General features: G+C 40.8%; 23 protein-coding genes. 14 read left to right on the top strand and 9 right to left on the bottom strand.

Annotated features, from left to right (window positions below; all coding sequences use genetic code 11):
• Window positions 1-216: 216 nt before the first annotated feature.
• From E4N80_RS01700 to fusA, 3 genes are all read left to right on the top strand, one after another.
• Window positions 217-2,310 carry a methyl-accepting chemotaxis protein gene (locus E4N80_RS01700; protein ID WP_253699923.1) on the top strand — a complete coding sequence of 698 codons (2,094 nt, stop codon included), beginning with the start codon at window positions 217-219 and terminating at the stop codon, window positions 2,308-2,310.
• A gap of 8 nt (window positions 2,311-2,318) precedes the next feature.
• Complete coding sequence (locus E4N80_RS12910; protein ID WP_301338668.1) at window positions 2,319-2,453, top strand: hypothetical protein; 135 nt, start codon at window positions 2,319-2,321, stop codon at window positions 2,451-2,453.
• Between the two features lie 132 nt (window positions 2,454-2,585).
• Window positions 2,586-4,664 (top strand): elongation factor G, encoded by a 2,079-nt coding sequence (gene fusA / locus E4N80_RS01695; protein WP_253699921.1) that lies wholly within the window; start codon window positions 2,586-2,588, stop codon window positions 4,662-4,664.
• A gap of 25 nt (window positions 4,665-4,689) precedes the next feature.
• Here fusA and E4N80_RS01690 read toward each other — a convergent pair whose 3' ends face one another.
• Window positions 4,690-5,115, bottom strand: a complete 426-nt coding sequence (locus E4N80_RS01690) for a hypothetical protein (RefSeq protein ID WP_253699920.1) — start codon at window positions 5,113-5,115, stop codon at window positions 4,690-4,692.
• Window positions 5,087-6,325 (bottom strand): formylglycine-generating enzyme family protein, encoded by a 1,239-nt coding sequence (locus E4N80_RS01685; RefSeq protein ID WP_253699918.1) that lies wholly within the window; start codon window positions 6,323-6,325, stop codon window positions 5,087-5,089. Before E4N80_RS01685 ends, E4N80_RS01690 begins: the two co-directional genes overlap by 29 nt.
• A gap of 44 nt (window positions 6,326-6,369) precedes the next feature.
• On the opposite strand from E4N80_RS01685, the gene E4N80_RS01680 reads away from it, so the two are divergent.
• Together E4N80_RS01680 and E4N80_RS01675 are read left to right on the top strand one after the other, a co-directional pair.
• Window positions 6,370-6,648, top strand: coding sequence for a transposase (locus E4N80_RS01680; RefSeq protein WP_253698525.1), 279 nt, complete (start codon window positions 6,370-6,372; stop codon window positions 6,646-6,648).
• Window positions 6,649-6,695: 47 nt separating this feature from the next.
• Window positions 6,696-7,550: an IS3 family transposase gene (locus E4N80_RS01675; protein WP_253698524.1), complete on the top strand. Its 855-nt coding sequence runs from the start codon at window positions 6,696-6,698 to the stop codon at window positions 7,548-7,550.
• Window positions 7,551-7,697: 147 nt separating this feature from the next.
• Here the strand turns inward: E4N80_RS01675 and E4N80_RS01670 are convergent, their stop codons facing one another.
• The 3 genes from E4N80_RS01670 to E4N80_RS01660 all read right to left on the bottom strand — a co-directional run bounded on the left by E4N80_RS01670 (window position 7,698) and on the right by E4N80_RS01660 (window position 10,707).
• On the bottom strand, window positions 7,698-7,892 hold the full coding sequence (locus tag E4N80_RS01670; RefSeq protein ID WP_253699916.1) for a hypothetical protein: 195 nt from the start codon (window positions 7,890-7,892) through the stop codon (window positions 7,698-7,700).
• A gap of 121 nt (window positions 7,893-8,013) precedes the next feature.
• Window positions 8,014-8,838, bottom strand: a complete 825-nt coding sequence (locus E4N80_RS01665) for an Rpn family recombination-promoting nuclease/putative transposase (protein WP_253699914.1) — start codon at window positions 8,836-8,838, stop codon at window positions 8,014-8,016.
• 141 nt (window positions 8,839-8,979) lie between these two features.
• A complete protein-coding gene (locus E4N80_RS01660) occupies window positions 8,980-10,707 on the bottom strand; it encodes an AMP-dependent synthetase/ligase (RefSeq protein ID WP_253699913.1) in 1,728 nt (575 codons plus the stop codon).
• A 79-nt stretch (window positions 10,708-10,786) separates the two neighbouring features.
• Here E4N80_RS01660 and E4N80_RS01655 point away from each other — a divergent pair, with 79 nt between their 5' ends.
• Window positions 10,787-11,266: a C40 family peptidase gene (locus tag E4N80_RS01655; protein WP_253699911.1), complete on the top strand. Its 480-nt coding sequence runs from the start codon at window positions 10,787-10,789 to the stop codon at window positions 11,264-11,266.
• A 17-nt stretch (window positions 11,267-11,283) separates the two neighbouring features.
• Here the strand turns inward: E4N80_RS01655 and E4N80_RS01650 are convergent, their stop codons facing one another.
• On the bottom strand, window positions 11,284-11,706 hold the full coding sequence (locus E4N80_RS01650) for a hypothetical protein (protein WP_253699909.1): 423 nt from the start codon (window positions 11,704-11,706) through the stop codon (window positions 11,284-11,286).
• Window positions 11,707-11,717: 11 nt separating this feature from the next.
• Window positions 11,718-12,653, bottom strand: coding sequence for a TraB/GumN family protein (locus E4N80_RS01645; protein ID WP_253699907.1), 936 nt, complete (start codon window positions 12,651-12,653; stop codon window positions 11,718-11,720).
• Between the two features lie 96 nt (window positions 12,654-12,749).
• Between E4N80_RS01645 and E4N80_RS01640 the strand changes: the two genes are divergently transcribed.
• Window positions 12,750-13,940, top strand: a complete 1,191-nt coding sequence (locus E4N80_RS01640; protein WP_253699906.1) for a THUMP domain-containing class I SAM-dependent RNA methyltransferase — start codon at window positions 12,750-12,752, stop codon at window positions 13,938-13,940.
• 120 nt (window positions 13,941-14,060) lie between these two features.
• Here the strand turns inward: E4N80_RS01640 and E4N80_RS01635 are convergent, their stop codons facing one another.
• Window positions 14,061-14,921, bottom strand: a complete 861-nt coding sequence (locus E4N80_RS01635; protein ID WP_253699904.1) for a sigma-70 family RNA polymerase sigma factor — start codon at window positions 14,919-14,921, stop codon at window positions 14,061-14,063.
• A 340-nt stretch (window positions 14,922-15,261) separates the two neighbouring features.
• Between E4N80_RS01635 and E4N80_RS01630 the strand changes: the two genes are divergently transcribed.
• Window positions 15,262-15,528 (top strand): co-chaperone GroES, encoded by a 267-nt coding sequence (locus E4N80_RS01630; protein ID WP_002670325.1) that lies wholly within the window; start codon window positions 15,262-15,264, stop codon window positions 15,526-15,528.
• 138 nt (window positions 15,529-15,666) lie between these two features.
• Here the strand turns inward: E4N80_RS01630 and E4N80_RS01625 are convergent, their stop codons facing one another.
• Window positions 15,667-16,860 carry an acetate/propionate family kinase gene (locus E4N80_RS01625; protein ID WP_253699902.1) on the bottom strand — a complete coding sequence of 398 codons (1,194 nt, stop codon included), beginning with the start codon at window positions 16,858-16,860 and terminating at the stop codon, window positions 15,667-15,669.
• A gap of 167 nt (window positions 16,861-17,027) precedes the next feature.
• Here E4N80_RS01625 and E4N80_RS01620 point away from each other — a divergent pair, with 167 nt between their 5' ends.
• From E4N80_RS01620 to E4N80_RS01595, 6 genes are all read left to right on the top strand, one after another.
• Complete coding sequence (locus tag E4N80_RS01620; RefSeq protein WP_253699900.1) at window positions 17,028-19,838, top strand: CHASE2 domain-containing protein; 2,811 nt, start codon at window positions 17,028-17,030, stop codon at window positions 19,836-19,838.
• A gap of 57 nt (window positions 19,839-19,895) precedes the next feature.
• The gene (locus E4N80_RS01615) at window positions 19,896-20,741 is read left to right on the top strand and encodes a YitT family protein (protein WP_253680545.1); all 846 of its coding nucleotides are present in this window, start codon (window positions 19,896-19,898) and stop codon (window positions 20,739-20,741) included.
• 106 nt (window positions 20,742-20,847) lie between these two features.
• A complete protein-coding gene (argF, locus tag E4N80_RS01610) occupies window positions 20,848-21,864 on the top strand; it encodes an ornithine carbamoyltransferase (protein WP_253699899.1) in 1,017 nt (338 codons plus the stop codon).
• Between the two features lie 77 nt (window positions 21,865-21,941).
• A complete protein-coding gene (gene phnC, locus E4N80_RS01605; RefSeq protein ID WP_253699897.1) occupies window positions 21,942-22,712 on the top strand; it encodes a phosphonate ABC transporter ATP-binding protein in 771 nt (256 codons plus the stop codon).
• Entirely contained in the window at window positions 22,709-23,578 is an 870-nt protein-coding gene (locus tag E4N80_RS01600) for an ABC transporter permease subunit (RefSeq protein WP_253699895.1), read from the top strand. Before phnC ends, E4N80_RS01600 begins: the two co-directional genes overlap by 4 nt.
• Complete coding sequence (locus E4N80_RS01595; protein WP_253699893.1) at window positions 23,575-24,399, top strand: PhnE/PtxC family ABC transporter permease; 825 nt, start codon at window positions 23,575-23,577, stop codon at window positions 24,397-24,399. The genes E4N80_RS01600 and E4N80_RS01595 overlap by 4 nt, the downstream gene beginning before the upstream one ends.
• Window positions 24,400-24,462: the final 63 nt, after the last annotated feature.

Raw genomic sequence — 24,462 nt, 5'->3', positions numbered from 1 at the left:
AAATGTGCAAGGATGTACATTTTTCAGCAGATGTCCTACAGATTGGGACTCGTCAATCCAAAAAAACACATAGAATCCCCAAATCTTAAACTAGCCGGGATTCCAAAGGGCAGAGCCCTTTGGCAGCGCGAGGAAAAGGGAGGGGGTCATAGGGGGAGGGAAACAACCACCGCTCTGAACGGGGGTTTGTCCCTCCCCCTAACAGAGGAGATTAATATGAAAAAACGCTTTTCACTGCGTAACAAATTGATGATTATATTCGGACTGCTTATTCTTGCAGCCGGTTTTATACTAGCTCTGTTAGCTGTGCGTACTGCCCGTAAAGCCGTAACTGAAAAGGTTGAAACACACCTTATCGACAAGGCAACCGATACGGCAAATATTATCGACGGCAGAATCAGAGCCCTATTTCAATTCTTTGAAGGAGTTGCTCGTAGTCCGATATTGAGGGATCCTACCATTTCATATCAAAACAAAACGGCATATTTGACAAAAGAAGCGGCATTTAACAGTAAAATTCATAAAATGAATATATGTGATATGAAGGGAATACGGTATGCTGAAAATGGACAGCAGGTCAATGTATCCGATAGAGAGTATTTCATTACCGCTTCCAAAGGAAAGAATTTTCTAACGGAACCTGTCGTTTCCCGTTTGGATGGAGACTTTATTCTTGTCTTTACTGTACCCGTCTACGATGATAACCATACTGTTGTCTGCGTTTTGCTTGCAACCATTGAAGCTTCGGCTCTTTCAAATGATATTGACGATATTGTTGTCGGCAAAACAGGCGAATGTTATATCCTGGATAAATCCGGAACCACCATTGCAGACAAAGATTTCGAGTTAGTTAAGACTCGTTCAAATGCCTGTGAAGAAGCTAAAACGGATCCGGCACTTGCCTCATGTGCAGCTTTCGAAAAAATGGCAATAGAGATTGACGAACCATCCGTCGGATATTACGAATACAAAGGAGAAAATTTTATTGCCTCTTATGCTACAATGAATACCACCGGCTGGACAATCATCATCAATGCCCCAGTAAACGAATTCATGGGAACCGTCAATGAACTGCGGCTTGAAATGATTCTCATCGGGTTCGGTATTTTAGCCGCAAGTTTGATCATTGTCTTTTTTGTTGCCCATGCGATGGTAAAGCCAATTAAAACCGTCGTTTCCGCACTTAAAAACATCGCACAAGGCGAAGGAGACCTTACCGTTCGCCTTCCCGTACATGGCAATGACGAAGTAACAGATCTCTCTGAATACTTTAATCAAACTATTTCAAAAATAGGCTTGTCGATTAAAACTGTAGGTAAAAACAGTGATGAAATGACAAGTATCGGCAATGAGCTTGCGTCAAATATGACGGAAACCGCCAGTGCCGTACACCAGATAAGTGCCAACATCGACGGGGTAAAGCAACAGGTATTAACACAGGCCGCAAGTGTTACCGAAACGGCGGCCACCATCGAAGAGATTATCCGCACCATAAAACAGCTTAACGGCAGTATCGAAAATCAGGCGGCAAGCGTTGCAGAGTCTTCTTCGGCTATCGAGCAGATGGTGTCGAATATCGCTTCTATAACACAGACACTCGACAAAACTAACGATACCGTTAAAACATTGGCAGGAGCTACAGCAGACGGCAAGGAAACCGTCACAGGAGCAAACAGTGCAACCCAGCGTATCGCTGAAGAATCGGGCGGCCTTTTAGAAGCCAGTAATGTTATTCAGCACATTGCAAGCCAGACTAACCTCCTGGCAATGAACGCAGCCATTGAAGCCGCGCACGCAGGTGAAGCAGGCAAGGGCTTTGCCGTCGTTGCAGATGAAATACGTAAGCTGGCAGAAGAATCCAGCACTCAGGGCAAAACCATCACTTCTACCCTCAAAGTCCTCTCCGGAGAAATCGAAGCCCTTTCAACCTCTTCAAAAACGGCAGAAGAAAAGTTCAATACTATTTTTGCTCTTTCGGAACAAGTCAAAACGATGAGCCAAAACCTTATGGACGCCATGCATGAACAGGAAAACGGAAGCAAGGAAGTTTTGGCTGCAATCCGAGACATTAATATGGTAACAAATCAAGTAAACGACGGCTCGGCCGAAATGCTCCGCGGCGGAGAGAATGTTGCCGCTGAAATGCAAAAACTTGACGGACTTACCCGCGTCATAACCGATAGCATGAACGAGATGGCCTCCGGTGCCGTACAGATTAGCAATGCAGTGCAGGAAGTAAACACAATAAGCCAAAAGAATAAACAGAGCATTCAAAACCTTGCAGAAGAAGTTTCTAAATTTAAAGTATAAGGAGAATTATGAAGAAAAAGAAACTTAAAAAAATAAGCCTTACGGGAAGGTACACAACAAAAATCTTAACATATCACATTGACCTAACCGCTAAGGCTATTCAGACTTCGATAGAAGAAGTAAAAAAAGGAGGTAAAGATTAAAAACCAAAAACTTAATTTGATTTTACATTCTTAACCTTGCAATTTTTAAAAATATAGTGTATCCTTATTCTGTGATCAAACTTATTCTGTGATCAAATTTAAGCTTTTAGGCTTTATATAAAAGGAGTTTTTATGGGATTTACAACGGATAAAATCAGAACCATCGCCGTTGCCGGACACGGACAATCGGGCAAAACCAGTCTTGTGGAACACTTGCTCTATGTTTCTGGCCTTATCGCTAAGGCAGAATCGGTAGACTCGGGAAAGACCGTGACGGACTACAGTCAGGAAGAAATCGATCGAAAAATATCTATTTACTCAACCTTAGTTAATTTACAAAAAGACGATAAGCTCATAAATATTTGGGACACTCCCGGAGCTTCTGATTTTATCGGTGAGGTAATAGCTGCTTTCCGCTCATCCGAAGCAGCCCTCATAGTTTTGGACGGAAGATCGGGCGTACAAATCGAAACAATCAAGTACTGGCGCGACCTTGACAGAAGAAACAAGCCCCGCTTGGTTTTTGCAAACAAGATGGACGAAGGCAGAGCCGACTTCGATAACTGTATAGCCGACGTTAAAAAACAGTTTCAGGTAGATGTCTTCCCTGTAAGCTTTCCCATGGGAACTGGAGATAATTTTAAGGGCGTTGTAGACGTTCTTCACGGCAAGGCCTATAAAATCGAGGGCGGAAAAGAAGTAGAAACAGAAATCCCTGCCGAATATCAAGATAAATACAAGGACGCTCTGGAGGTTTTGGCAGGAGCTGCCGCCGAAGGCGATGAAGAATTACTTGTAAAATTTATAGATGAAGGAGAACTTTCTCCTGAAGAAATAAGCCGGGGTCTAACCCTCGCCATGGCAGACAATAGAATTGTTCCTCTTTTTGCAGGTTCGGCAATAAATAATTCGGGTCTTAATTCTCTTTTACGCTTTATAAGCGAAATTCTTCCTTCACCGGAAGGAGCCCTGGAAAGAGGAGTTACAAAGGAAGGAGAAGAAATTTCCGTTAAACTGGACCCTTCAGCCCCTCTTTCGGCCATTGTAGTAAAAACCTCCAACGACCAATTCTCAGGCAGACTTTCCTATGTAAAAGTTATTACGGGAACTCTCTCAGCCGATTCCGAGGTCTACAATCTTAGAGAAGAAAAAAAGGAAAGGGTCGGTAAAATTTATAAGACCTTGGGTAAAAAGCTTACGGAAGTAAAAGAAATTGCAGCAGGTGATATAGGTGTTTTGGTAAAACTTACGAGCACAAAGACGAACGATACATTGGCTGCTCTATCCGATGCCGTTCCTTTTGTAAGGCTTAGAACTCCGGAACCTATCTATTCGTTGGCGGTTTCGGCAATCGACAAAAAGAATGACGATAAGGTCAGCGAGCAGCTGTTTAAGGCCTGCGAAGAAGACATGACCCTCTCCTTTGCTTTCAATGCAGAAACAAAGCAAAATGTTCTATCGGGCATGGGCGATTTACATACAAGCATAGTTTTGGACAAGGTTAAAAATCAGTCCAAGATAGAAATTCAAACATCCATTCCACGAATTGCCTATAGAGAAACGATTCAGCGTAAATCCCAAGCCGAATACACGCATAAAAAGCAGTCGGGCGGCCACGGACAATTCGGCAGGGTTGTTTTGGCAATCGAGCCCCTCCCCAGAGGCGAAAAATATAAGTTTACCAATGCGGTTTTCGGAGGAGCTATCTCCAAGGGCTACATACCCGGTGTCGAAAAGGGCGTTATTGAGGCTATGGAAAAGGGCGTTTCTGCAGGCTACCCCGTAGTAGATGTTGCCGTAACCGTTCTCGACGGAAAAGAGCACCCCGTAGACTCATCGGAAATGGCCTTTAAGATTGCAGCCCGAAATGCTTTTAAGGATGCAATGAGAAATGCAGGCCCGATCCTTCTTGAGCCCATTATGAACCTGACCGTCTTTGTCGAAAACTCATATCTCGGAGATATAATGAGCGACCTTTCTTCACGCCGAGGCAGAATCCTAGGCCAGTCCTCCCCCGCCAGCGGCATTGAAGAAATCAGGGCACAGGTTCCCCACAAAGAGCTTTTACGCTATGCAATAGACCTCCGCTCGATGACAAGCGGTACGGGTTCTTTTGAAATGTCCTTTGACCACTATGATCCGATTTCAGGCAAGATTGCCGATGAGATAATAGCCGAAGCCAAGGCCTTTATGGAAGAACAAGAAGAATAGGCTAAAGCCTAAACAAAAAAACACCCTATTGGAAACGATGGGGTGTTTTTTTGTTTAGATGCGGCATTTTAACTTGCAGCATACCGCCAGCGAACAGCAGAAACCGGTTGACATGATAGTGGATTGGTAAAGGGAGCACAATCAAATCAACAACTCCAATACTCTGCCTCGAAGTTGTTGATTTGAAAAACTTGATACTGTTTAAAGCCATTGACATTCGGCCGGCAGCATTACCGGCATAAAACTCTATTACAATACGTTCTGCACCACAAAACACATTTTGCCTGTTCGGTTTCACCGCTTTACCGCCACGGACGGCGGTGGTTCCAGCATTACGATGTTTTGCCGTGAGGCAAAACTCGAAACTCAAAATCGGACACGGATGTCCGATTTTGAGTACCTCTCCGGCAAAATGCGTGAACTCAAGGGCGCCAAGCCAGGCGGAAACCAAGAATGCTGAACCCGTAGCGAGGACTGCTGCCGCCCCGTAAGCCTACAGTGCAGCCGTTCGCGCTGACGTCCCAGCTGCCGCCGCGCCTAACACGGAAAGACCCCGACGCACCACCCTGAGGATCGGTAACTGTGTTAGCCGCTATATCGCCGCTCCAATCAAAACACCATTCCCAGACATTCCCGCTCATATCGTGTAAACCGAGTGCATTCGCATCTTTACTTTTAACTGCAGCCGTCTTAGTTACCGCTGTTGGTTGGTCTACCCAATTACTTCCGTCAAACCATTTTCCATACACCGCTACCCTCGTAACTTCATCACGTAAACTTTCCCAAGTCTCTCCTTCAGGTAAGGTCAGACCACTAAAGCCTATGGGCTTTTTCGCTCCGCTTGCACTGTTTAATTTGGTCAGCCATACTTCTCCGTATTGTGCCGCATTTTCAGTATTGTTTCCCTGCCAACGGGCAGCATATTCCCACTCCGCTTCGGTCGGCAGCCTAAAGCCTTTTTTACCCATATCGGCATAAGCGGCATCGCAAGCAGCTCCATCCGTTGCGTCTTTTAATACAACCGTATGATTGTCCTTTTTGCGGTAGACGCATTCACTCTCGGCATTGTTCGTTTTATGAGTATACGCATTACACCACCTCCAGCTTATAGTCGTTACAGGCTCTTCTTTTCCTGCTTCTGTGGGAGCTGCTCCTACGGTTCCATGACTTCCTTCTTTTCCCTTTTTTGCAAAGGTGTAGCCATTACTTTCTGCCCATGTCAGTACCTCGTGCCATAACTTGTACGTTACCTCTGTTTTGCCTAGCTTGTAGGAACTTAATTTTACCTTTCGGTCTTTAATAAATACGCCTTTCCAATAAGCGTCAGTTCCAGGTAAGGCGTAGTCAGGGGCAACGCCTGCAATGCCGTTTGCAGGAGGGGTTATTTTTATAAAGCCGTCGCCTGTGTCTTCAAAAGAACCTACATCGCCGGCAGGCGGAGTGGGCGGCGGTGTGGGCGTGGGCGGTGTTGCGCCTCCTCCGCCTGAGTTTCCTCCTCCGCCGGAATTGCCGGAGTTACCTGAGTTTCCTCCCGAACTGCTGCCTGACGGTTGGTTACAGCCGGTAAAAAGCAGCGCGGCTGCCAATATTGCAGCTATGATGAGTGCCGCGGCTCCCTTAACTGTGAAGGCTTTTGCTTTCTTCTTATGATCCGTTATCATAAAAGTGCAGACCTAAAAACCCGAAAAATAAAGGAAGGGAAAATATGGTCAAGTACAGTAAAGAATTTAAAGAACAGGCACTGCTATTGTCGGAAGAGATAGGAGTGAAAAAGGCAGCCGAGCAGCTGGGAATCAGTTATCACACGATTGCAGACTGGAGAAAAGTGAGAAGCCGAAAGGCGAAGGAAGAAAGAATCGCATCGGACAAAAGTCCGTTGAACGAGCGGGAACTTGAGATGCAGCGGGAAATACAGGAGCTGAAAAAAGCGAATGAAATCCTCAAGGACGCTCTCGGTTTTTTCGTCGTAGACCGGAAGAAGTAAGCACGCAAGGGTTATTCAGCTACATTTTGGAAAACGCAAAGGAAAAAATGTGGTCAATTGTGAAGATGTGCAGTACCCTAAAGGTGAGCGAGACGGGCTTTTACAAGTGGAAACGGAACCGTAACAAAATAAAAAGCTGGCAACTTCTTCTGGTCGAAATACACAAGATTCTTTCAGAGGATCCTGAAAACGATAACTACGGGATAGAAAGGATACGATTGGCACTTGAGCAGCGAGGTATAAAAGTTTCTCGCTCGACTGTAATAAGAGCGATGAGGAAGGGAAACCTGCTGCATAAGAGCAGAAGAAGTCCCGATGGGCTTACCAAAGCCGACAGAAAGGCGCAACGGCCTGAAAATCTTCTGAAAGGAGACTTTAGTTCAGATGCGCCTAACAAGAAATGGCTGACCGACATAACGCAGGTTCCGTGCAAAGACGGAAAACTGTATATTGCACCGATAATGGACTGCTTTGCAGGAGAGATAATCACAGTTGCAATGGACGATAACATGAAAAAAGAGCTTTGTATAAGAGCTCTAAAGGAGGCATACGAATTAAGAAAGCCGGATGATGGGCTCATACATCACAGTGACGCAGGCTCTCAATACACGAGCGAGGCATATAAAAGCGAATTGGCTCGCCGTCATGCAATTCAAAGCATGAGCGGTGTGGGAAAGTGTTATGATAATGCGAGGATGGAATCCTTTTTTGCGACGCTGAAGAAGGAGAAACTATACCGCATAGATACAACAAAATTAAAAAGGGAAGAAGTAAAGAAAATCGTCTGGAGGTTTATTGTCTACTACAACCGACGAAGGATTACCACAATGAATCTGCAAGGTTATCCTCCTATGATTTATCGGGAACTGTTTGAAGCCGGCTTATTAAAACCGGCAGCTTAAACTACAACTTTAGGGGATTTAGGGTCTGCACTATTATTGACTTTTTCATTATTTGTTTTAAACTTTGTCATAAATTCCTCCTGTCAAAGTTAATTTTTAATTTAACCGCCGAGCACGCCAAGGACACAAAGGGTTTTAATGGAGTCTTTATAAGACATTCCTTAATAATCCTCTGCGAACTTGAGCAAAGCTCAACGCTTTGCGTTCCTTGCGGTGTAATATAAAAAACGCATAAAAGCGTACTACGGCCCTTATGCGGTACTTTATGTCAAGAGCTTTTTCAAAACTTTTTGTAATTTTTTTGTAAAGCCGATCGGTTTTTCCGTTCCTTTCCTTTAGCATAACAATAGTATACAGGATTAGGGGCGAAATTGCAAGGCTTTTAGAATAAAGTTGTTTAATTGGTAATGGGCTTGTCACCGTATCAATTACATTAACAATTACACATTACCAATTAACCGAATTACAGTTTTTCAATCTCTTCAACGGAAAGGCCCGATATTGTGCAAATATCACTAATCGGATAATTCATACCTTTCATCAGCCTTGCCGTTTCAAGCTTTGCTTGACGGGAACCTTCAGCAAGACCGAGCGATTTACCTTGTTGTAATCCTTGCCGAATACCTTGTTGTATGCCGTCTTTTCGTGCATCCATTTCAAATGATTGTATTAACATGTACTCTTTCCTCCTCTCCTCATTTTCTTTTAGTTCTTTGATATACCTGTCTATCTTGCGGATAAAAGGTTTATCGCTGACAACGCCGTTCATGTATTCCAAGAAGGCTTTAAGTTCAGGGTCGGGCTCCTTATCTGCCGCAGTGCTGTTGATAATGACTTTGGTTACGCCGTCCTGTAATGTGATTGTGTTATCTTCGCTGCATATTGTTTTGAAGGTGTATACCGGTAAGCCGCTGTTCAGGTAGTCGAACGGACAAAAAAAGATGATGAACGAATCCGGTAAGTCGGTATAATGATCGCCCTTTTCAAGGCTGCTCACGTCGATAACCGATTGATAGTAGCGTAAGCGTTTAGCAAGGTCTTGTTTATTCGTCGTTTGCATTTCTACATCATAAACGCTGCCGTTGCTGTCGGTAACCCACACATCAAGACGTATGCCTTTTGCATAGCCTGCTTGGTCGAATGTTTTTTGATAAGTTATATCGCTAATCGGTCCGATAGAGTCTGCAAGCACCATATTCAAAACCGTTGTACAGATAGACTTATCCTGCATCACCGCGCAAAACATATAATCGTCGGTAATTGTTAAATCGTCAAACCGTTTTTGCATAGCACACCTCCCTAATATACATTATACCACAGCTGCTGCCGTTTTGTAAGGGATGATGTTTTTAATTGATAATGGGGAATGTTTTTATTCGTGCGGAGGGTTTAATACCCCGACGCTTGCGTCGGGGTTGTTGATTAAAACCTACTTCTTAAAACGCTTTACCTTTTTGGTAGTAGTCATTTCAAGCGGTTCGGACAGATAGGTTGTCTTTGTAATCCGCTGATAAGGTAAAAGTTTCTTATTTACTGTTTCGATAATGGCATCGATTTCTTTTTGAACGGCTGCATCGCCTTCGCTTGTGCCGCGCGTCATATTAAGCTTTTTGTAAAGTTCATCGGCGGGATAAACAAGGGCTTCAACTTCTTCGCCTTCTTCAGCCTGATAGCCTGCAGCGGTAATCTGTTCGATCTCGTTATAATAAAGCTGGAACATATTTTCGATTTCTTCGGGGAAGACATTTTTTCCTCCGGCAGTAACTATGAGATTTTTAGCCCTTCCGCAAAGGTAGAGATAACCCTCATCATCAAGCCAGCCGAGGTCTCCTGTCTTCAACCAGCCGTCGGGAGAAAGAACTTCGGCTGTTTCTTCGGGCATATTGTAATAGCCCTGCATAATCATCGGTCCCTTTACGGCAACCTCCCCTATTCCCTTTTCATCGGGATCGAGAATCTTCATTTCCATATAAGAAATAAAGTACTGTCCGACACTGGCGATTTTAAAGTGTTCTTTCGGATTAAGAGCAATAATTGGGGAAGTCTCCGTCAAACCGTAACCTTGAACAAAGTCGATACCGAATTCGTTATAAGCCCTGCATACATTGGGAGCAAGGGGGCCTCCTCCGCATATGGCGATACGGACATTTCCCAAACTGGCCTTATCCAAGATGCCATGGAAGAGCTTGCTTCCAATGTTAGCCTTAAAGACCTTTTTAAAGAAGTAAGAAATCCCCATCAAGGCCTTGATAATACCGAAAACTACAATACCCTTTGACCTAATGCCCCTAAAAATACCTGCAAGAAGCTTGTTAAACAAGAGCGGAACGCCCAAAAGCATCGTGATTTTTCCGGCTTTAAGCTCGGCAAGCATTTTTGATACGGCAAGGGTCTTACCGAATACCAATTCGGCACCGACCGATAGGGCTTCGATAAATACTGCAAGCATCGTATAAGAGTGATGAAGCGGTAAAAGAGCATAGAATACGTCTGTATGGTAAATGTTAAGGTTGGACTGGGCTATATAGCAGTCCGAAACAAAGTTTTTGTGACTGAGCATAACCCCCTTGGGATTTCCTGTCGTACCTGAGGTAAAAAGAATTGCAGCCGTATCGTTTTCTTGGGCCTTTGCTAGCTCAGGACTTCCGGAAGGTTTTATATTATAAACATAAATTTCAGGGTGTTTTTTACTTAAAGAATAAAGAGAACCTATATAACTCTCGGTTTTTGCTTTTTCTGCAAAAAAGTCAAACTTTTCCTCATCCACAAAGAACATTTTAGGCTTTGCCGTTTTTAAAAGAGTTTCAATTTCTTCATTATGAAGACCGTAGTCTATTGGAATTGTAACAGCTCCTGCAAAAAGGGTTGCCAAATATACAACAGCCCATTCAGGGGAGTTTTTTCCGGAAACGGCAACATGGGTTCCCTTCGTAACACCGTTTTCGGTCATCCAATAAGCCAAGTCTTTTATTACCTTTAAACTTTCCGAATAAGAAAGGGTAATACGATCCGGTTCAAAGACCGTAAAACAATTCCTGTTAGGATACCGTTCAGCAGTAATTTCAAACATTTCGGGGAGGGTCGGCCATTCGCCTTGAAACTTTGAGCCTCTCCATTCATCTAAAAATGCCCAGGGCTTTTTATTAAGATTTGCCATAAGATCTTCCTTTTATAAATAAATTTAGCTAAATTCTCTTATAGTTAGACCCGATAAAAGATAGGAGGTTGCATAATTTATGAAAAAAATATTTATTTTTATTGTCTTTAGCTTTTTTTTAAACGGATGCATGGTTTTTGGAGTACAGCCTCCCGAATCTCCTCGGCTAGATTTTATAAATGCCGCATATAAATACTTAAAAACTCCATATAAATATGCAGGAACCACTAAGGCCGGAATGGATTGTTCAGGTTTTGTATATAGAGCTGCTCTTGACGCTCTTGAAATTACCGTTCCCAGAAGCACAAAGGGGCTTGCAAACTTTGCCAAACGGATTTCGGACGAAGAAGTTCAACCGGGCGATCTTTTATTTTTTTATACCGTGGGAAACAAAGTATCGCACGTAGGAATTTACATAGGCAACAGAGAATTCATCCATTCCGCTTCGCAGGGTAAACATACCGGTGTAATAATTTCTTCTCTTGATGAAAAATATTGGGAAAACACATACCGTTTTGCCGGCCGTATTTTGGATCCGGAAGATATTTTTAACGAATAAGGTTCAAAAATAAAGGCCTATAATTCGATATTAAAAACATCCAAAATTATTATAAGCTGCATTCCCTTTCGGGGCTCAAGGTCGATATTGAATTCCTGTATCAAGGATTTGGGTTTTATTTTAAGTTTTCTTATTATTGAAAACTCCTCCTTTGCCAAAAGTTTTCCCTCGGGCCTTTTTTTATAATCCGAAAAATCATAGACAACCTTTGTTATCATACGGCCCTCAATAACTTGAACTATAACCTTGCCGTCTTCATTCGTAAGATGTTTTTCTTGAGTGCCGTCCGAAAAAAAGACGGTACAGGGGAGGTCTTTAAAAGATATTTGAGCCTTGTCCGTAAGCTGTATATAAGCTCCTTCAATTTTAGGCTGAATTTGCTTTGTCTTGCATGAGAAAAAGCAAAGCATAAAACACACAAAGATAAGTCCTTTTTTCATTTTATTCCTCACTATTCTAAAATTCTTTTTATTTTCATTTGCTCAAATACGCTGTCCTCTCCTAAAAAGTGAGCAAGCCCTGCAAATACAAATGTTGTTCCGCCTTTATTAAGATATTCTTCAAATTTGTCAGCCCAAACAATATTTCGATCTTTTAAAAGAGCATCTTGAGATATACCATCAGTCATATCCAAAAGAGAACCTATAAAATCTTTTAATTCCTCGGTATTGTTTTCCAAATAAAGTTTTTTTAGCTTTGTAAGCAAATCAATGGTTTTATCGGCATTTTGTAATTCATCTATAGTTTCTTTAAGAGCCTTTAGCTGTTCTTCAAAAGTTCCTGAAGATAAAAGATCCAGCTGTTCATCAATGCTTTCAAGGGCTTCAATGTTTTTCTTACCGGCACGGTTTAAAAGATGCATATCTATACCGTTTTGAGGGTCAAGATCGGCTTTTGCATACAGAACTTGATTTAAAGCAAGTGTAAGAATCCATGGATTAAATTTTAATAGAGGAACAGCAATGTTTTCTCCCAATTCTTGTTTAATAACGTTTATTTTATCTTCGGACAAAAAATTAGACAAATCTTTTTCGGGGCTAATATTAAAATTTTGAAGCATTCTAATTTCTAATTTTTCCTGCAAGGTTTCTATTTCTTTTTTGCCGCCTAATTCACTGACCAGCCTATCAGCCTTATCAAAGGCTTCCAGTATCTTATCTTCCAAAGGATAAAAATCCTTGTCTGCAACGTGGATTGTACCCAAAATATAGATTGAAGTATCTTCTTTTTTTATTTCCCAAAACATCCTTTCAGGATGTTTTATTAAAACGGCTTTTGATTCGCCGTCAGCCTGAGAATTTGAATTCTTTGTTTTACAAGAAACTAAAAAAGAAAAAATAAGCAAAAAAGCCAAAGCGGCTGTCAAGATTTTTTTAAGGTTTTTCATATATTCTCCAATTTAATTTAGATCATTTTATAACGATTATTTCATAATTTACAGTATATAAAAAATTTTTAAAAAATGCTATACTGCAAAACACTTATGAATGATTTTATTGCACTATGCGCCGTAGGTGCAGAACCTGTACTTACAAGGGAACTAAAACTTTTAGGTTTTAAGCCTTACAATAGGTTGCCCGGAAGGGTTTTTTTTACTTCAGCCGAAGCCGAACCTCTTTTAGCTTTTTTTAAGGCAAACTATTTTTTACGCACAGCCGACAGGGTTTTTATGCTTATAAATACCGCAAAGGCCGAAAATTTTGATGACCTTTTTGATTCGGTCTTTTCGATAGACTGGCATAACTATTTTCCGAGAGATGCCCGAATTACAATCGACAAGGTACGTACCTATAAATCCAAGCTTTCTTCGGAACATGCCGTTCAATCAATAGTACACAAGGCTGTCTGCGACAAGCTGTGCAAAAAATGGAATATGCATTCCCTGCCAGAAACCGGCACCCGTTTTATGATCCGTATTTATATCGAAAACAACAATGTCTATGTCTGTCTGGACTTATCGGGAGAACCTCTTTATAGAAGGGGATACCGTTTAAGCGGAGGAGCCGCTCCCATGAGGGAAACCTTGGCAGCCGTCTTAATTCAGCTAATGCAGTGGAAAAGAAAAATCCCCCTCCACGATGCTTTTTGCGGCTCAGGGACTATTCCGATTGAAGCCGCTTGGTATGCCTATAATATTCCGCCCGGGATTGCCCGGCACTTTGCCTTTGAAAACTTCATTTGTTTTGAAAAAGAAAAAATAGAAGCCGTTTTAAAGGAAGAAAAAGAAAGAGCAGCTTCGGAGGTTCGCACCGACTGCCTTGCAAGGATAACGGGCTCGGATATTTCGGAAGAAGCAGTCTCTCTTTCAAAGGCCAATGCCGAAAGGGCCTGCATCATCGCAGGAAGGGAACTTCATGCAGCAGGCATTACCCATCACATCGAGAGGCCTGACTTCATTCAATCGGACTTTTCGGAACTGGAAGCCCCATACGAAAGCGGCATCCTTTTATCGAATCCGCCCTACGGCGAAAGGCTCGGAAGCGAGGAAGAAGCCTTTGAGCTTTATAAGCGGATGGCCGAAATCCCTCAACACTTCCCGGACTGGAAACTCGGCTTTATCACAAGCAAAAAAGAATTCGAAAAAATATTCTGTAAGCAAAATAAGGATGCCGTCTTAAAAAAACACAGCCTGCGCGGCGGCAACATGGAAACCGTCTTGTACATTATGGAGTAAAATCCGGTTTAACTTACAAAAAAAGAGCTGCTTTTCAGCAGCCCTAATTTAATCGCATGGAACTAATTTTTATATAAAGCGCGTGTACGCAATGTAAATCGTTTATGCTACATAAATCGTTTACGCAACGTAAACGGCAAGTTTTTGTTTTTCGGCAGGCTTTTTAAGCTGCTGCAAGGCTTTTTTTTCAATTTGGCGTATTCTTTCTTTTGTAAGATTAAAGATAAGCCCTACCTCTTTTAATGAAAGAGGCGCATAACCGTCAAGCCCGAAACGATAACGTATTATCTCGGCTTCCCTATCGTCAAGGTTTTTAAGAAGCTCGTTTACCTCATCTCTAAGGCTCATATCCATTGCGTAGTCTTCAGGCATTTGATGAGTTTCGTCCTGTAAAAAGTCGTTTACACTGGAGCTTCCGGGCTCATCAAAAACGGGAGCATCTATGGAAACAGGCTCTCTGGCAGCATTCATAATTGTATGAACCATAGAATTATCCATATTTAATATGCCTGCAATCTCATTGAGTTCCTGAGTTTCATTTCCCGAAAAGTCGATTTCTTTTTTGGCCTTTTCTATTTGAACAAGCTCGTTTGCCCTGTTTAAGGGAAGACGTATCATCCTTGATTTTTCGCAAATAGCTTTTAAGATAGATTGTTTAATCCACCAAACAGCATAAGAAATAAATTTATAGCCCTTTGAAACATCGAATCTTTCGGCGGCATTCATCAAGCCTATATTGCCTTCACTGATGAGATCCATAAGGGGAAGCCCTTGGTTTTGATATTTTTTTGCTACATTTACAACAAAGCGGAGGTTTGAATTTACCAACATATTTTTGGCATCTTCATCTCCCTTTTCGGCGAGTTTAGCATATTTTATTTCTTCTTCAGCTGTTAAAAGCGGTATCTGATTGATTTCTTTTAAATAAGTAGCCAACGAGTTCATTTCTGCATCATAATTATTTTTTGTCCTGTTATACATAACTTAACTCCTTGTATAAAATTGGGAAGTCTTTTTGACCTCCAGTGTATACAAGCAAAAACTATGCCAAAAGTCGAATATTCAAAAAAAATATTTTTAAACTGTCAAAAAAGAAGGCTTGAAAATATAACTCTATATTCAATATAGACTTATAAAATTCAACATCCTGTACCGAAAATGAGCAAAACCTATTGCCTTTTTAGTTCTTTTTTCTTATATTTTATGGTATTCGGGACTTATGTATTGAAATGACACAACCCGAAATAAAACACAAAAAAGAGTGCCAAAAAGGCACAAATACTGCTTTTTGTGTTCTTTTAATTTTTCAGGAGGTCTTTTGATGAAAGTTAAACCCTTAGGAGACAGAGTTTTAGTAAAACCGGATGCCGTAGAAACAAAAACTGCCGGCGGAATCATCATTCCCGACACAGCTCAAGAAAAAACACAAAGAGGTGTTGTTGTAGCTGTAGGTGACGACAAAGAAAAGATTAAGGTTTCAGTCGGACAAAAAGTTATTCACGACAAATATGCCGGAACTCAAATTCAAATCGACGGTGTAGATCATTTGATTTTAAAGTCAAATGATTTGGTTGCTGTTGTAGAATAAGGTTTAGCGTTTTTATCTTACAGATAAAAGCTGATTAGATGACCTCGAAAAACTTCAGTTTTTCGAGGTTCCCATTAAAAAAGGCGGGGCTTTAAACAAGACCCGCCTTTTTTTGTCTTTAGTTAGTTTGAAAGAACTTTATTTTACCAATGCCATCGTATCCTTAGCAATCATAAGCTCTTCATTTGTAGGAATGATAAGAACCTTGACCTTTGATGAGGCCTTGCTTGCATCGGTAAGTTTTCCCCTTACCTTGTTTTTCTCGGAATCGAGTTCAACGCCGAGGAATTCCAAACCGTGACAGATTTTTTCTCTAAGCTCGATAGAGTTTTCACCTATACCGGCTGTAAATACCAGAGCATCCACTCCGCCGAGCTGTGCGGCATAGGAAGCTATGTATTTTCTAACCCTGTTGCAGAATACATCTAAGGCAAGCTGAGCCCTCTTATTTCCTTCTTTTGCAGCGGTTTCAATATCACGGAAGTCGCTGCTTACACCGGAAATACCAAAAACGCCGGATTTTTTGTTTAAAACATTGCTCATATCATCGGCTGAAAGTTTTTCCTTGTTCATTATAAAGGGAAGAATTGCAGGGTCTAGGTCTCCTGAGCGGGTTCCCATGACTAAACCTTCAAGGGGGGTAAGTCCCATCGAGGTATCTACACATTTTCCGCCCTTGATAGCGGCCAAGCTGGAACCGTTTCCTAAGTGGCAGGTAATAACCTTAAAATCGGCCGAATTATTTTTGAGGGTTTCGGAGGCTTTTTCAGAAACAAAGCGGTGCGATGTTCCGTGGAAACCGTAGCGGCGTATCTTATATTTTTCGTAATACTCGTATGGAAGAGCATAGATATAGTTTTCTGCCGGCATTGTTTGATGGAAGGCCGTATCAAAAACCGCAACCATCGGAGTTTTCGGCATAAGAGTCTTACAAGCCTCGATTCCCATAATATTTGCGGGGTTGTGTAAGGGAGCAAGGTCGATACATTCTTTGATACCGGCCATTACCCTGTCATCCAAAAGAACGGACTTATTGAATTCTTCTCCGCCGTGAACTACCCTGTGACCTACAGCCGTAATCTCATCCATGGATTTTACAACACCGTGATTTTTATCGATGAGGGCTTCCAAAACAAGCTGAATGGCTTTTTTGTGGTCATTCATTTTTTCTTCAATTAAAACGGCATCCATTCCTTTTTTTTCGTGTTTAATACGAGAACCTTCAATACCGATTCTTTCGACAAGGCCTTTTACCAAAACATCTTCGTTAGTCATATCAATTAGCTGATACTTTAAAGAAGAGCTTCCGCAGTTGATAACCAATATCTTCATTATATATCTCCTTAAAAATGTGAAGTGATCTTACTTGGTATAATACCCTAAAATATAAGAAAAGTCTATCGATATAAAGGCTTGTTTTTTAATAATTTTTAGATTATAATTGGACTTACGGTTTTATGTAAACAAAGGAAATATGATAAACAGCTCTGGAGAAATTTATGGTCGAAAAAGAAAAAAATAAATCTGCATTTGTAGGATTTTTACAAAAAAATCTTAATTTTATAATAGCAATAGCCGTATTTTTAATTTTTACTGCCTTTAGTTTTATTAAATTGGGAAGAAATATAGAAAACCAAGTCTACGATGCCATGCTAAAACTTAAACCCGAGATCAAAGAAAAAAGCGAAATTCTTCTTTTAAATGTCGATGACTTTTCTATAGAACAAATCGGCTCTTGGCCATGGTCAAGGGATGTTTTAGCCGATGTTTTAATCCGCCTAAAGGAATCAGGCGGTAAGGCGGCTGTTTTCGATATTGAGTACCTGTCTGCAGGAAGGGCGGGAGCAAATAATACTTATGTAGAACATGATCTGCCGAAAGAATATGCAGCCGTGAGGCAGGAATTCGGAGAATATATAAAAGAATTTTCGGATGCGGTGGCCGGCAAAAACATTCCGCTTTCGGAGGTAAAAACAATAGGACAGGATATGTCCGAGTATTTTAAATCACGGATTGATGAACTTTCCGATTCAATTAAACAAAATGTGTTCCGTGACAATGATGCCTACATGGGAGAAGCGGTAGGCTTTTTTGAAAATACTTTTTTAACTATAAACGCAGTAAATATAAACATAGGCAGCGAAACAAAGGAACTAAAAGACTTTGCCTATAATAATTTTTTGTTTACCAATGTAGAAGATAAAACAGGTCTTTTTAAAAAGGAAACCTTAGCAAACCGCAAAGCCGCAAATGAAGAATACGGAATGGCTCCGGCGATTATGCCCATACTACAGTATGCAAGGGGAGCAGGTTTTCCGAATGTGGTTATAGACGAGGACGGAGTACGCCGCCGCATTTCTCTTTTAACCGAATACGAAGGAAGGTACATAGGCCAGCTGGTCTTTACTCCCATTCTCCACATCCTTGAACCCGAAAAAATTATCCGGTCGGAAAGGAAGCTGATTTTAAAAAATGCCAAAGATCCGTCCGATTTGGAAAAAAGAAAGGACCTTACAATTCCTCTGGATGAAGAAGGAAACCTTTTAATAAACTGGCTAAAAAAACGATTTGCCGACACGGAAAATCCCGAAAACGGCAGCTTTAAAAGCTTATCGGTTTATGCCCTCACCTACGCCGACATAATGGAAAAGAATTTAATTTCACTTTTAGAAGCCATAAAAGATTTGCAAATCAGAACTGCAGATGGCTATCTTTCTTATCACAATGCGGTTAGCTCCTTAGAAAGTGAATACGCAAGGCTTGACCAATGGAAGAGAGAACTTCTGAATAAGGACAAGCAGGATTTTAAAGAATACTTTGCGGCACGTAGTTCCTTTTTTGATAATTACAGCAAATTTTTAAGCGGGAACTTCGATAAAGAAATACACAGCCTGTTTGAAAAAATAAAAGAACAGAGCGGCTCAAACCAATATGACGATATAGATGCCTATGTTACCGAACTTTTTAAAAATGCAAAAGAAGAATATAAAAACTATTCGGAACATATAAACTATATAAACGGCTTCTGCAAGAACGCCTTTGCAATAATAGGATACAGCGGCGTAGGCACCTCCGATTTAGGTGTAAACCCTTTTTGGAAATCTTATCCCAATGTAGGTACCCATGCCAATATTTATAACACGATTATGAATGAGGACTTTATAAGACCTCTTCCAAAATGGGTTTCAATAATACTTGCCTTTGTAATAGCAATATTTACAGCCTTTATGATGAAAAAGATAGAAAGAGGATTTATAAAGGTTTTTCTTGGAATCGTTTTATTGAGCTTAACTCTTTCTATAGGAATTCTTTTATTCGTATTCGGGAAAATATACTTACAGCTATTTCTTCCGGTTATAACAGTCGTCATAAGCTTTATAGTTATCCTCTTACTAAACTTTATTTTCAGCGAAAAAGAAAAGGGCTTTTTAAGAAAGGCCTTCGGTGTTTATCTTTCGGACGATGTTGTAAATGAAATTATTGCCGACCCCGACAAGCTGACTCTCGGAGGAGAACAAAAAAGAATTACGGCTCTGTTTACCGATATAAAATCTTTTTCTACCCTTTCGGAAAAAATTACGCCCGAACACTTGGTCTCGGTTTTAAACGTATACCTCACACAAATGAGCGATTTAATTCTACAAGAAAAAGGTACGATTGACAAATACATAGGAGATGCCATCGTTTCTTTTTTCGGAGCACCGACGGATTTGCCCGACCATGCTTACAGGGCATGTCTTGCAGCCATCAGAATGAAACAGGCTGAAGCCGAACTCAATAAACAGCTTTATGATGCGGGCGACATTCCCATGCCCATCTTTACACGCATAGGAATAAATACCGGCGAAATGGTTGTCGGAAACATGGGCACCGAAAAAAAAATGAACTACACAATTATGGGAAATGACGTAAACCTTGCAGCCCGTCTTGAAGGCGTAAACAAAAAATACGGCACATGGATTTTAGCTTCCGAATCTACATGGAGCGAAACAAATGATGCCTTCCTCGGCCGCCGCCTCGACCGCGTAAGAGTTGTGGGTATCAATACCCCTGTTCAGCTTTACAATGTTATGGCAGTCAGATCCGAAGCCTCTGCGGAAATGGTACAACTCGTAGGCATATTTGAAAACGCAATAGATTTTTACCGCCAAAAAGAGTATCAAAAAGCCCTTAATCTTTTTAACAAGTGTTTGGAAGTCTCTCCCGATGATGAGCCTTCAAAAATGTATGTTGAAAGAATGAAAATGCTTCTTGCAGATGCTGAAACGGCGGCAACACACAGCGATATTGTAAACATGACAAGTAAATAAATCTCTTTAAAAAGATTCTAAGTCAAATAAATTCTATTTTTGTTATAAGGAAAAAAAATGAAAGAAAAATTATTAAGTTTTTTTTACATTGTTTGCGGAGTTTTGATGATAGCATCAGGTATTCATTTTTTCTTGCTGCCTTCAAAATTATCCTTGGGCGGGGCTACCGGAATGGCATTGGTATTATCAAAATACCTTCCGCTTTCCACAGGAGCCTTACTTGTTGTAGTAAACATTTTTCTGTTTGCTCTCGGCTTTTTAATCATCGGAAACAAATTCGGTCTTAAAACGGTTTGTGCAAGCCTTGGGCTTTCAGGAGCCGTATGGCTTTTGGAAATCTTTGTTCCATTGCAGGGACCGATTGTAAACGACAAATTCTTACAGCTGGTAATTGCCGTCATCCTTTACGGGGGAGGCGTAGGCATAGTTTTAAATCAATATGCATCAACCGGAGGAAGCGATATCTTTGCAATGATTCTGCAAAAATATTTCGGCCTTGACTTGGGAAAGGGCTGCTTAATTACGGACTTTACCATTACAGTTTTTGCAGGCTTTGCTTACGGCCCGGAAATAGCCTTGTTTTCGTTGGTGGGCGTAATCATAAACGGACTTGTAATCGACTCCACAATCGACGGCCTTAACATGAGTAAATACTGCGTTATAAATACGGATAAGCCCGATGAGCTTTGCCGATTTATGGTGGAACTAGGCCGTTCTGCAAACGTATATAAGGCAACCGGAGCTTACACAAGAGCCGAACGCTCGGTCATTCAAACCGTTATGAGCCGCAGGGACTTTGTAAAGTTAAAAAGCTATCTTGCCGCAAACGACCCGGAAGCTTTTATGGTAGTAACAAACGCCCACTCCGTATTCGGCTGGCATTGGAGAAGGATAGGAGAATAAAATCAGCTTAAAACAAAAAATTACAATTTTAAAAGGTACTGGATTATTTTTGCAAAAGCTGATATATTGTTCCCGTTCATCAATAGCATCTTAAGGAGTTAAAACTATGCTTAAAGAAATTCGCGGAAAGAGCGCAAAAAACTTGCGCGGAAGAAGCTTTCTAAAATTGTTGGATTTTACTACAGACGAAATCCGCTATTTACTTAACCTTTCAAAAAATTTTAAAGACATGAAAAGGGCCGGAATTCCTCACAGATACCTCGAAGGAAAAAACATCGTTCTTCTTTTTGAAAAAACCTCTACAAGAACACGATGCTCTTTTGAAGTTGCAGGTTATGACCTTGGAATGGGCGTTACCTACCTTGATCCCAATTCTTCACAAATGGGACATAAAGAATCTATCGAAGACACAGCCCGTGTTTTAGGAAGAATGTATGACGGTATCGAGTACAGAGGCTTCAGCCAAGAGCTTGTAGAAACATTGGCCGAATATTCCGGTGTTCCCGTATGGAACGGATTAACCGACCTTTTCCACCCGACTCAAATGCTCGCAGACCTTCTTACAATCGAAGAAAACTTCGGCTATTTGAAGGGGCTTAAATTTACATACATGGGAGATGCCCGAAACAATGTAGCCAACTCCCTCATGATAGCCTGCGTAAAAATGGGAATGCACTTTACAGCATGTTCGCCCAAGCACCTCTTCCCCACTGAAGACTTGGTAGCCGAAGCAAAGAAAATCGCAGCCCAAACAGGCGGAAGCGTAACCCTTACCGAAAATGTAAACGAAGGCACAAAGGGCGCTCATGTTCTTTATACCGACATTTGGGTATCTATGGGAGAACCCGACAGCGTATGGGAAGAACGCATTAAGCTCTTAAAGCCCTATCAGGTAAACAAGGCCGCTATGGACAATGCAGACAAGGATGCAATCTTCTTGCACTGCCTCCCCTCCTTCCATGACCTAAAGACAACTAAGGGTCAGGAGATTCACAAAAAGTTCGGTCTTCCCGAAATGGAAGTTACAAACGAGGTTTTTGAATCTCATAAATCAGTTGTTTTTGATGAAGCCGAAAACCGCATGCATACAATCAAGGCTGTTATGTATGCCACAATGTGCTAATCTTTTTTATATTTGCTAACCTGAGACTCTTTCTAAAAATTTTAGGAAGAGTCTTTAATTTTTTGGAGGGAAGCCTTGTGATTCTTGAACTTAAAAATATTTCAAAAACTTATCCTTCGGGACGAAGGGCCTTACAAAGCATTTCTTTTAAAATAGAAGAAGGAGAAATCCTTGCAATAATAGGCCTGTCGGGAGCCGGAAAATCTACAATGCTTAGATGTATAAACCGCTTGGTTGAGCCGGATGAAGGAGAAGTTATTTTTTTAGGAGAAAAAATAAACAAGCTTAAAGGAAAAAAATTAAGACAATACCGCTCAAAGATAGGAATGATTTTTCAAAATTATAATCTGGTCGAGCGTCTTAATGCCGTCGAAAATGTTTTGCACGGCTGCCTCGGCTCAATTCCTTCTTACCGCGGAGCCCTAGGCCTTTATACCGAAGAAGAAAAAGAAAAAGCCTTTGCTCTTTTACAAACCGTAAGCATGGAAGAATTTGCCTTTCAAAGATGCAGCGAATTAAGCGGCGGTCAAAAACAAAGAATAGGAATTGCAAGAGCCTTAATGCAAAACCCCAGCCTTTTATTATGCGATGAGCCCATAGCCTCCCTTGACCCGCAGTCGGCAGAAACGGTTTTAAATTATATCAAAGAATTCGCAGTAAACAAAAACATTGCCTGCCTTATAAGTTTACACCAAATGGAAGCAGCAAAAAAATATGCCGATAGAATCATCGCTCTCAATAACGGGAAAATAGTTTTTGACGGAATCCCCGATTCCTTAAACGATGAAGTCTTGCACAAAGAAATTTTTGCAAGCGTTTCTATGGACAGCGGAGAAAAAGTTCTATGAAGTTCGATTTAAAAATTTACTCTGAGGACAAAAAAAAGAAAAGACATTATCATAAAAAAGAAACTTCATACTCTTGGGAAAAAAGACAAATCTTTTTTGCGAAGAAAAAACTAAAGGCAATTATTATTCTTTTAAGTCTTGTTTTAATATATTATTTTGCATCAAATATAACCGGCTTTAAAGACCTTAAAGCAATTTTTAAATTTCCCCTTGCAATAGCTTGGCTTATAAAAAACTTTATACCCGACAACGAAAGTTTAAAACATATTCCTATTATAATAAAAACCTTGGGCGAAACCTGTGTAATAGCGGCATCGGCAACTACCTCTGCGGCCTTTTTTGCCCTTATATTAGCCCTCCTCGGCTCTCAAACCACAGGAATAAATAAGCCCTTTAAAATAATCCTTACCATGACAGCATCGTTTTTAAGAAACATTCCGCTGGTAGCTTGGGCAATGCTTTTATTGTTTTCGTTTAAACAAAATAATTTTACCGGTTTTTTAGCCCTCTTTATAATTACCTTGGGTCATCTGGTAAGAGCTTTTAAGGAGATGATAGAAGAAACAAGCGAAGAATCTTTTACGGCGCTACGGGCTGCGGGTGTTCCGTATTTTCCGGCCCTCTTTAATGCCGTATTCCCAAGCATAGCACCCGGACTTGTTTCATGGCTCTTATACACGGTTGAAACAAATGTAAGGGACTCCGCTCTAATAGGAATTCTAACAGGAACCGGAATAGGTTTTTTATTTAACCTTTATTTTAAAAGTTTCCGTTATAATAGTGCAGGCTTAATTATTTTATGCCTTGTAATCATAGTTTTACTCATCGATATTCTTTCAAATAAAATAAGGCGGATTCTTTTATGATTGAGCAAGCAAACAAAATTAAAAAAATAAAAATAAGAAGATTCTCAAAGCAAAGAGTATTAATTTTATTTGTTCTTATTTTTTTATCCGGCCTTACAATTATAAGCTTATTTCAAATGGAAAAACCCGACTATGGAATTCAAAAGGCTTTTTTGCAATTTACGGAATATTCAAAGGATTTATTTTTTTGCCCAAAGCTGTCGCAAAAATATTCTTATGCGGAAATATTTTTTTCTCTTTTGGTAAGTTTAAGCCTTGCCCTTTTAACTACCGTGTTCGGAGTAGTGCTTGCTTTCTTTTTAGGGATAGCCGCCTCGGAAAATCTTTCAAACAAGTATCTTGTAAAAATTATAAGAACGGCAATGTCCCTTATCCGCTCAGTGCCGACAATTATTTGGGTTTTAATATTTTCGGTAGTTGCAAACATAGGAGCAGAGGCCGCCGTCCTCGGTATGAGCTTCCACAGCACAGCCTATCTCGTAAAAGGCTTTTCGGAAAGCTTTGACGGCATAGACAAAAAAACGATTGAGGCCTTAAAAGCCTGCGGGGCAAGCTATATCGAAATTATAAGTCAGGCAGTTCTCCCAGCTTCGATAAACAATCTAATCTCGTGGAGCTTTTTCAGATTTGAAATTAACTTCGGAAATGCGGTTGCTGTAGGAGCTGCGGCAGGAGCCGGCGGAATAGGTTACGAGCTTTTTATGGCAGGCTCCTTAAACTTTAATATGAGTGAAGTCGGCTTTATATCCTATCTTATTTTCGGAACGGCAATTATTTTGGAAATATCTTCGACAAGGATAAGAAACAGAATTAGACATTAGGCTTTAAAATTTAACGGGGCAGAAAGAATCAAAAGAGTTTTTTTTCTCCTGCCACGCTAAACA

It is taken from the genome of Treponema denticola, from assembly GCF_024181605.1.
GTDB lineage: Bacteria > Spirochaetota > Spirochaetia > Treponematales > Treponemataceae > Treponema_B > Treponema_B denticola_B.
Note: the sequence above shows the minus strand (reverse complement) of the source record. Positions and strands in the feature narration are given on the sequence as shown.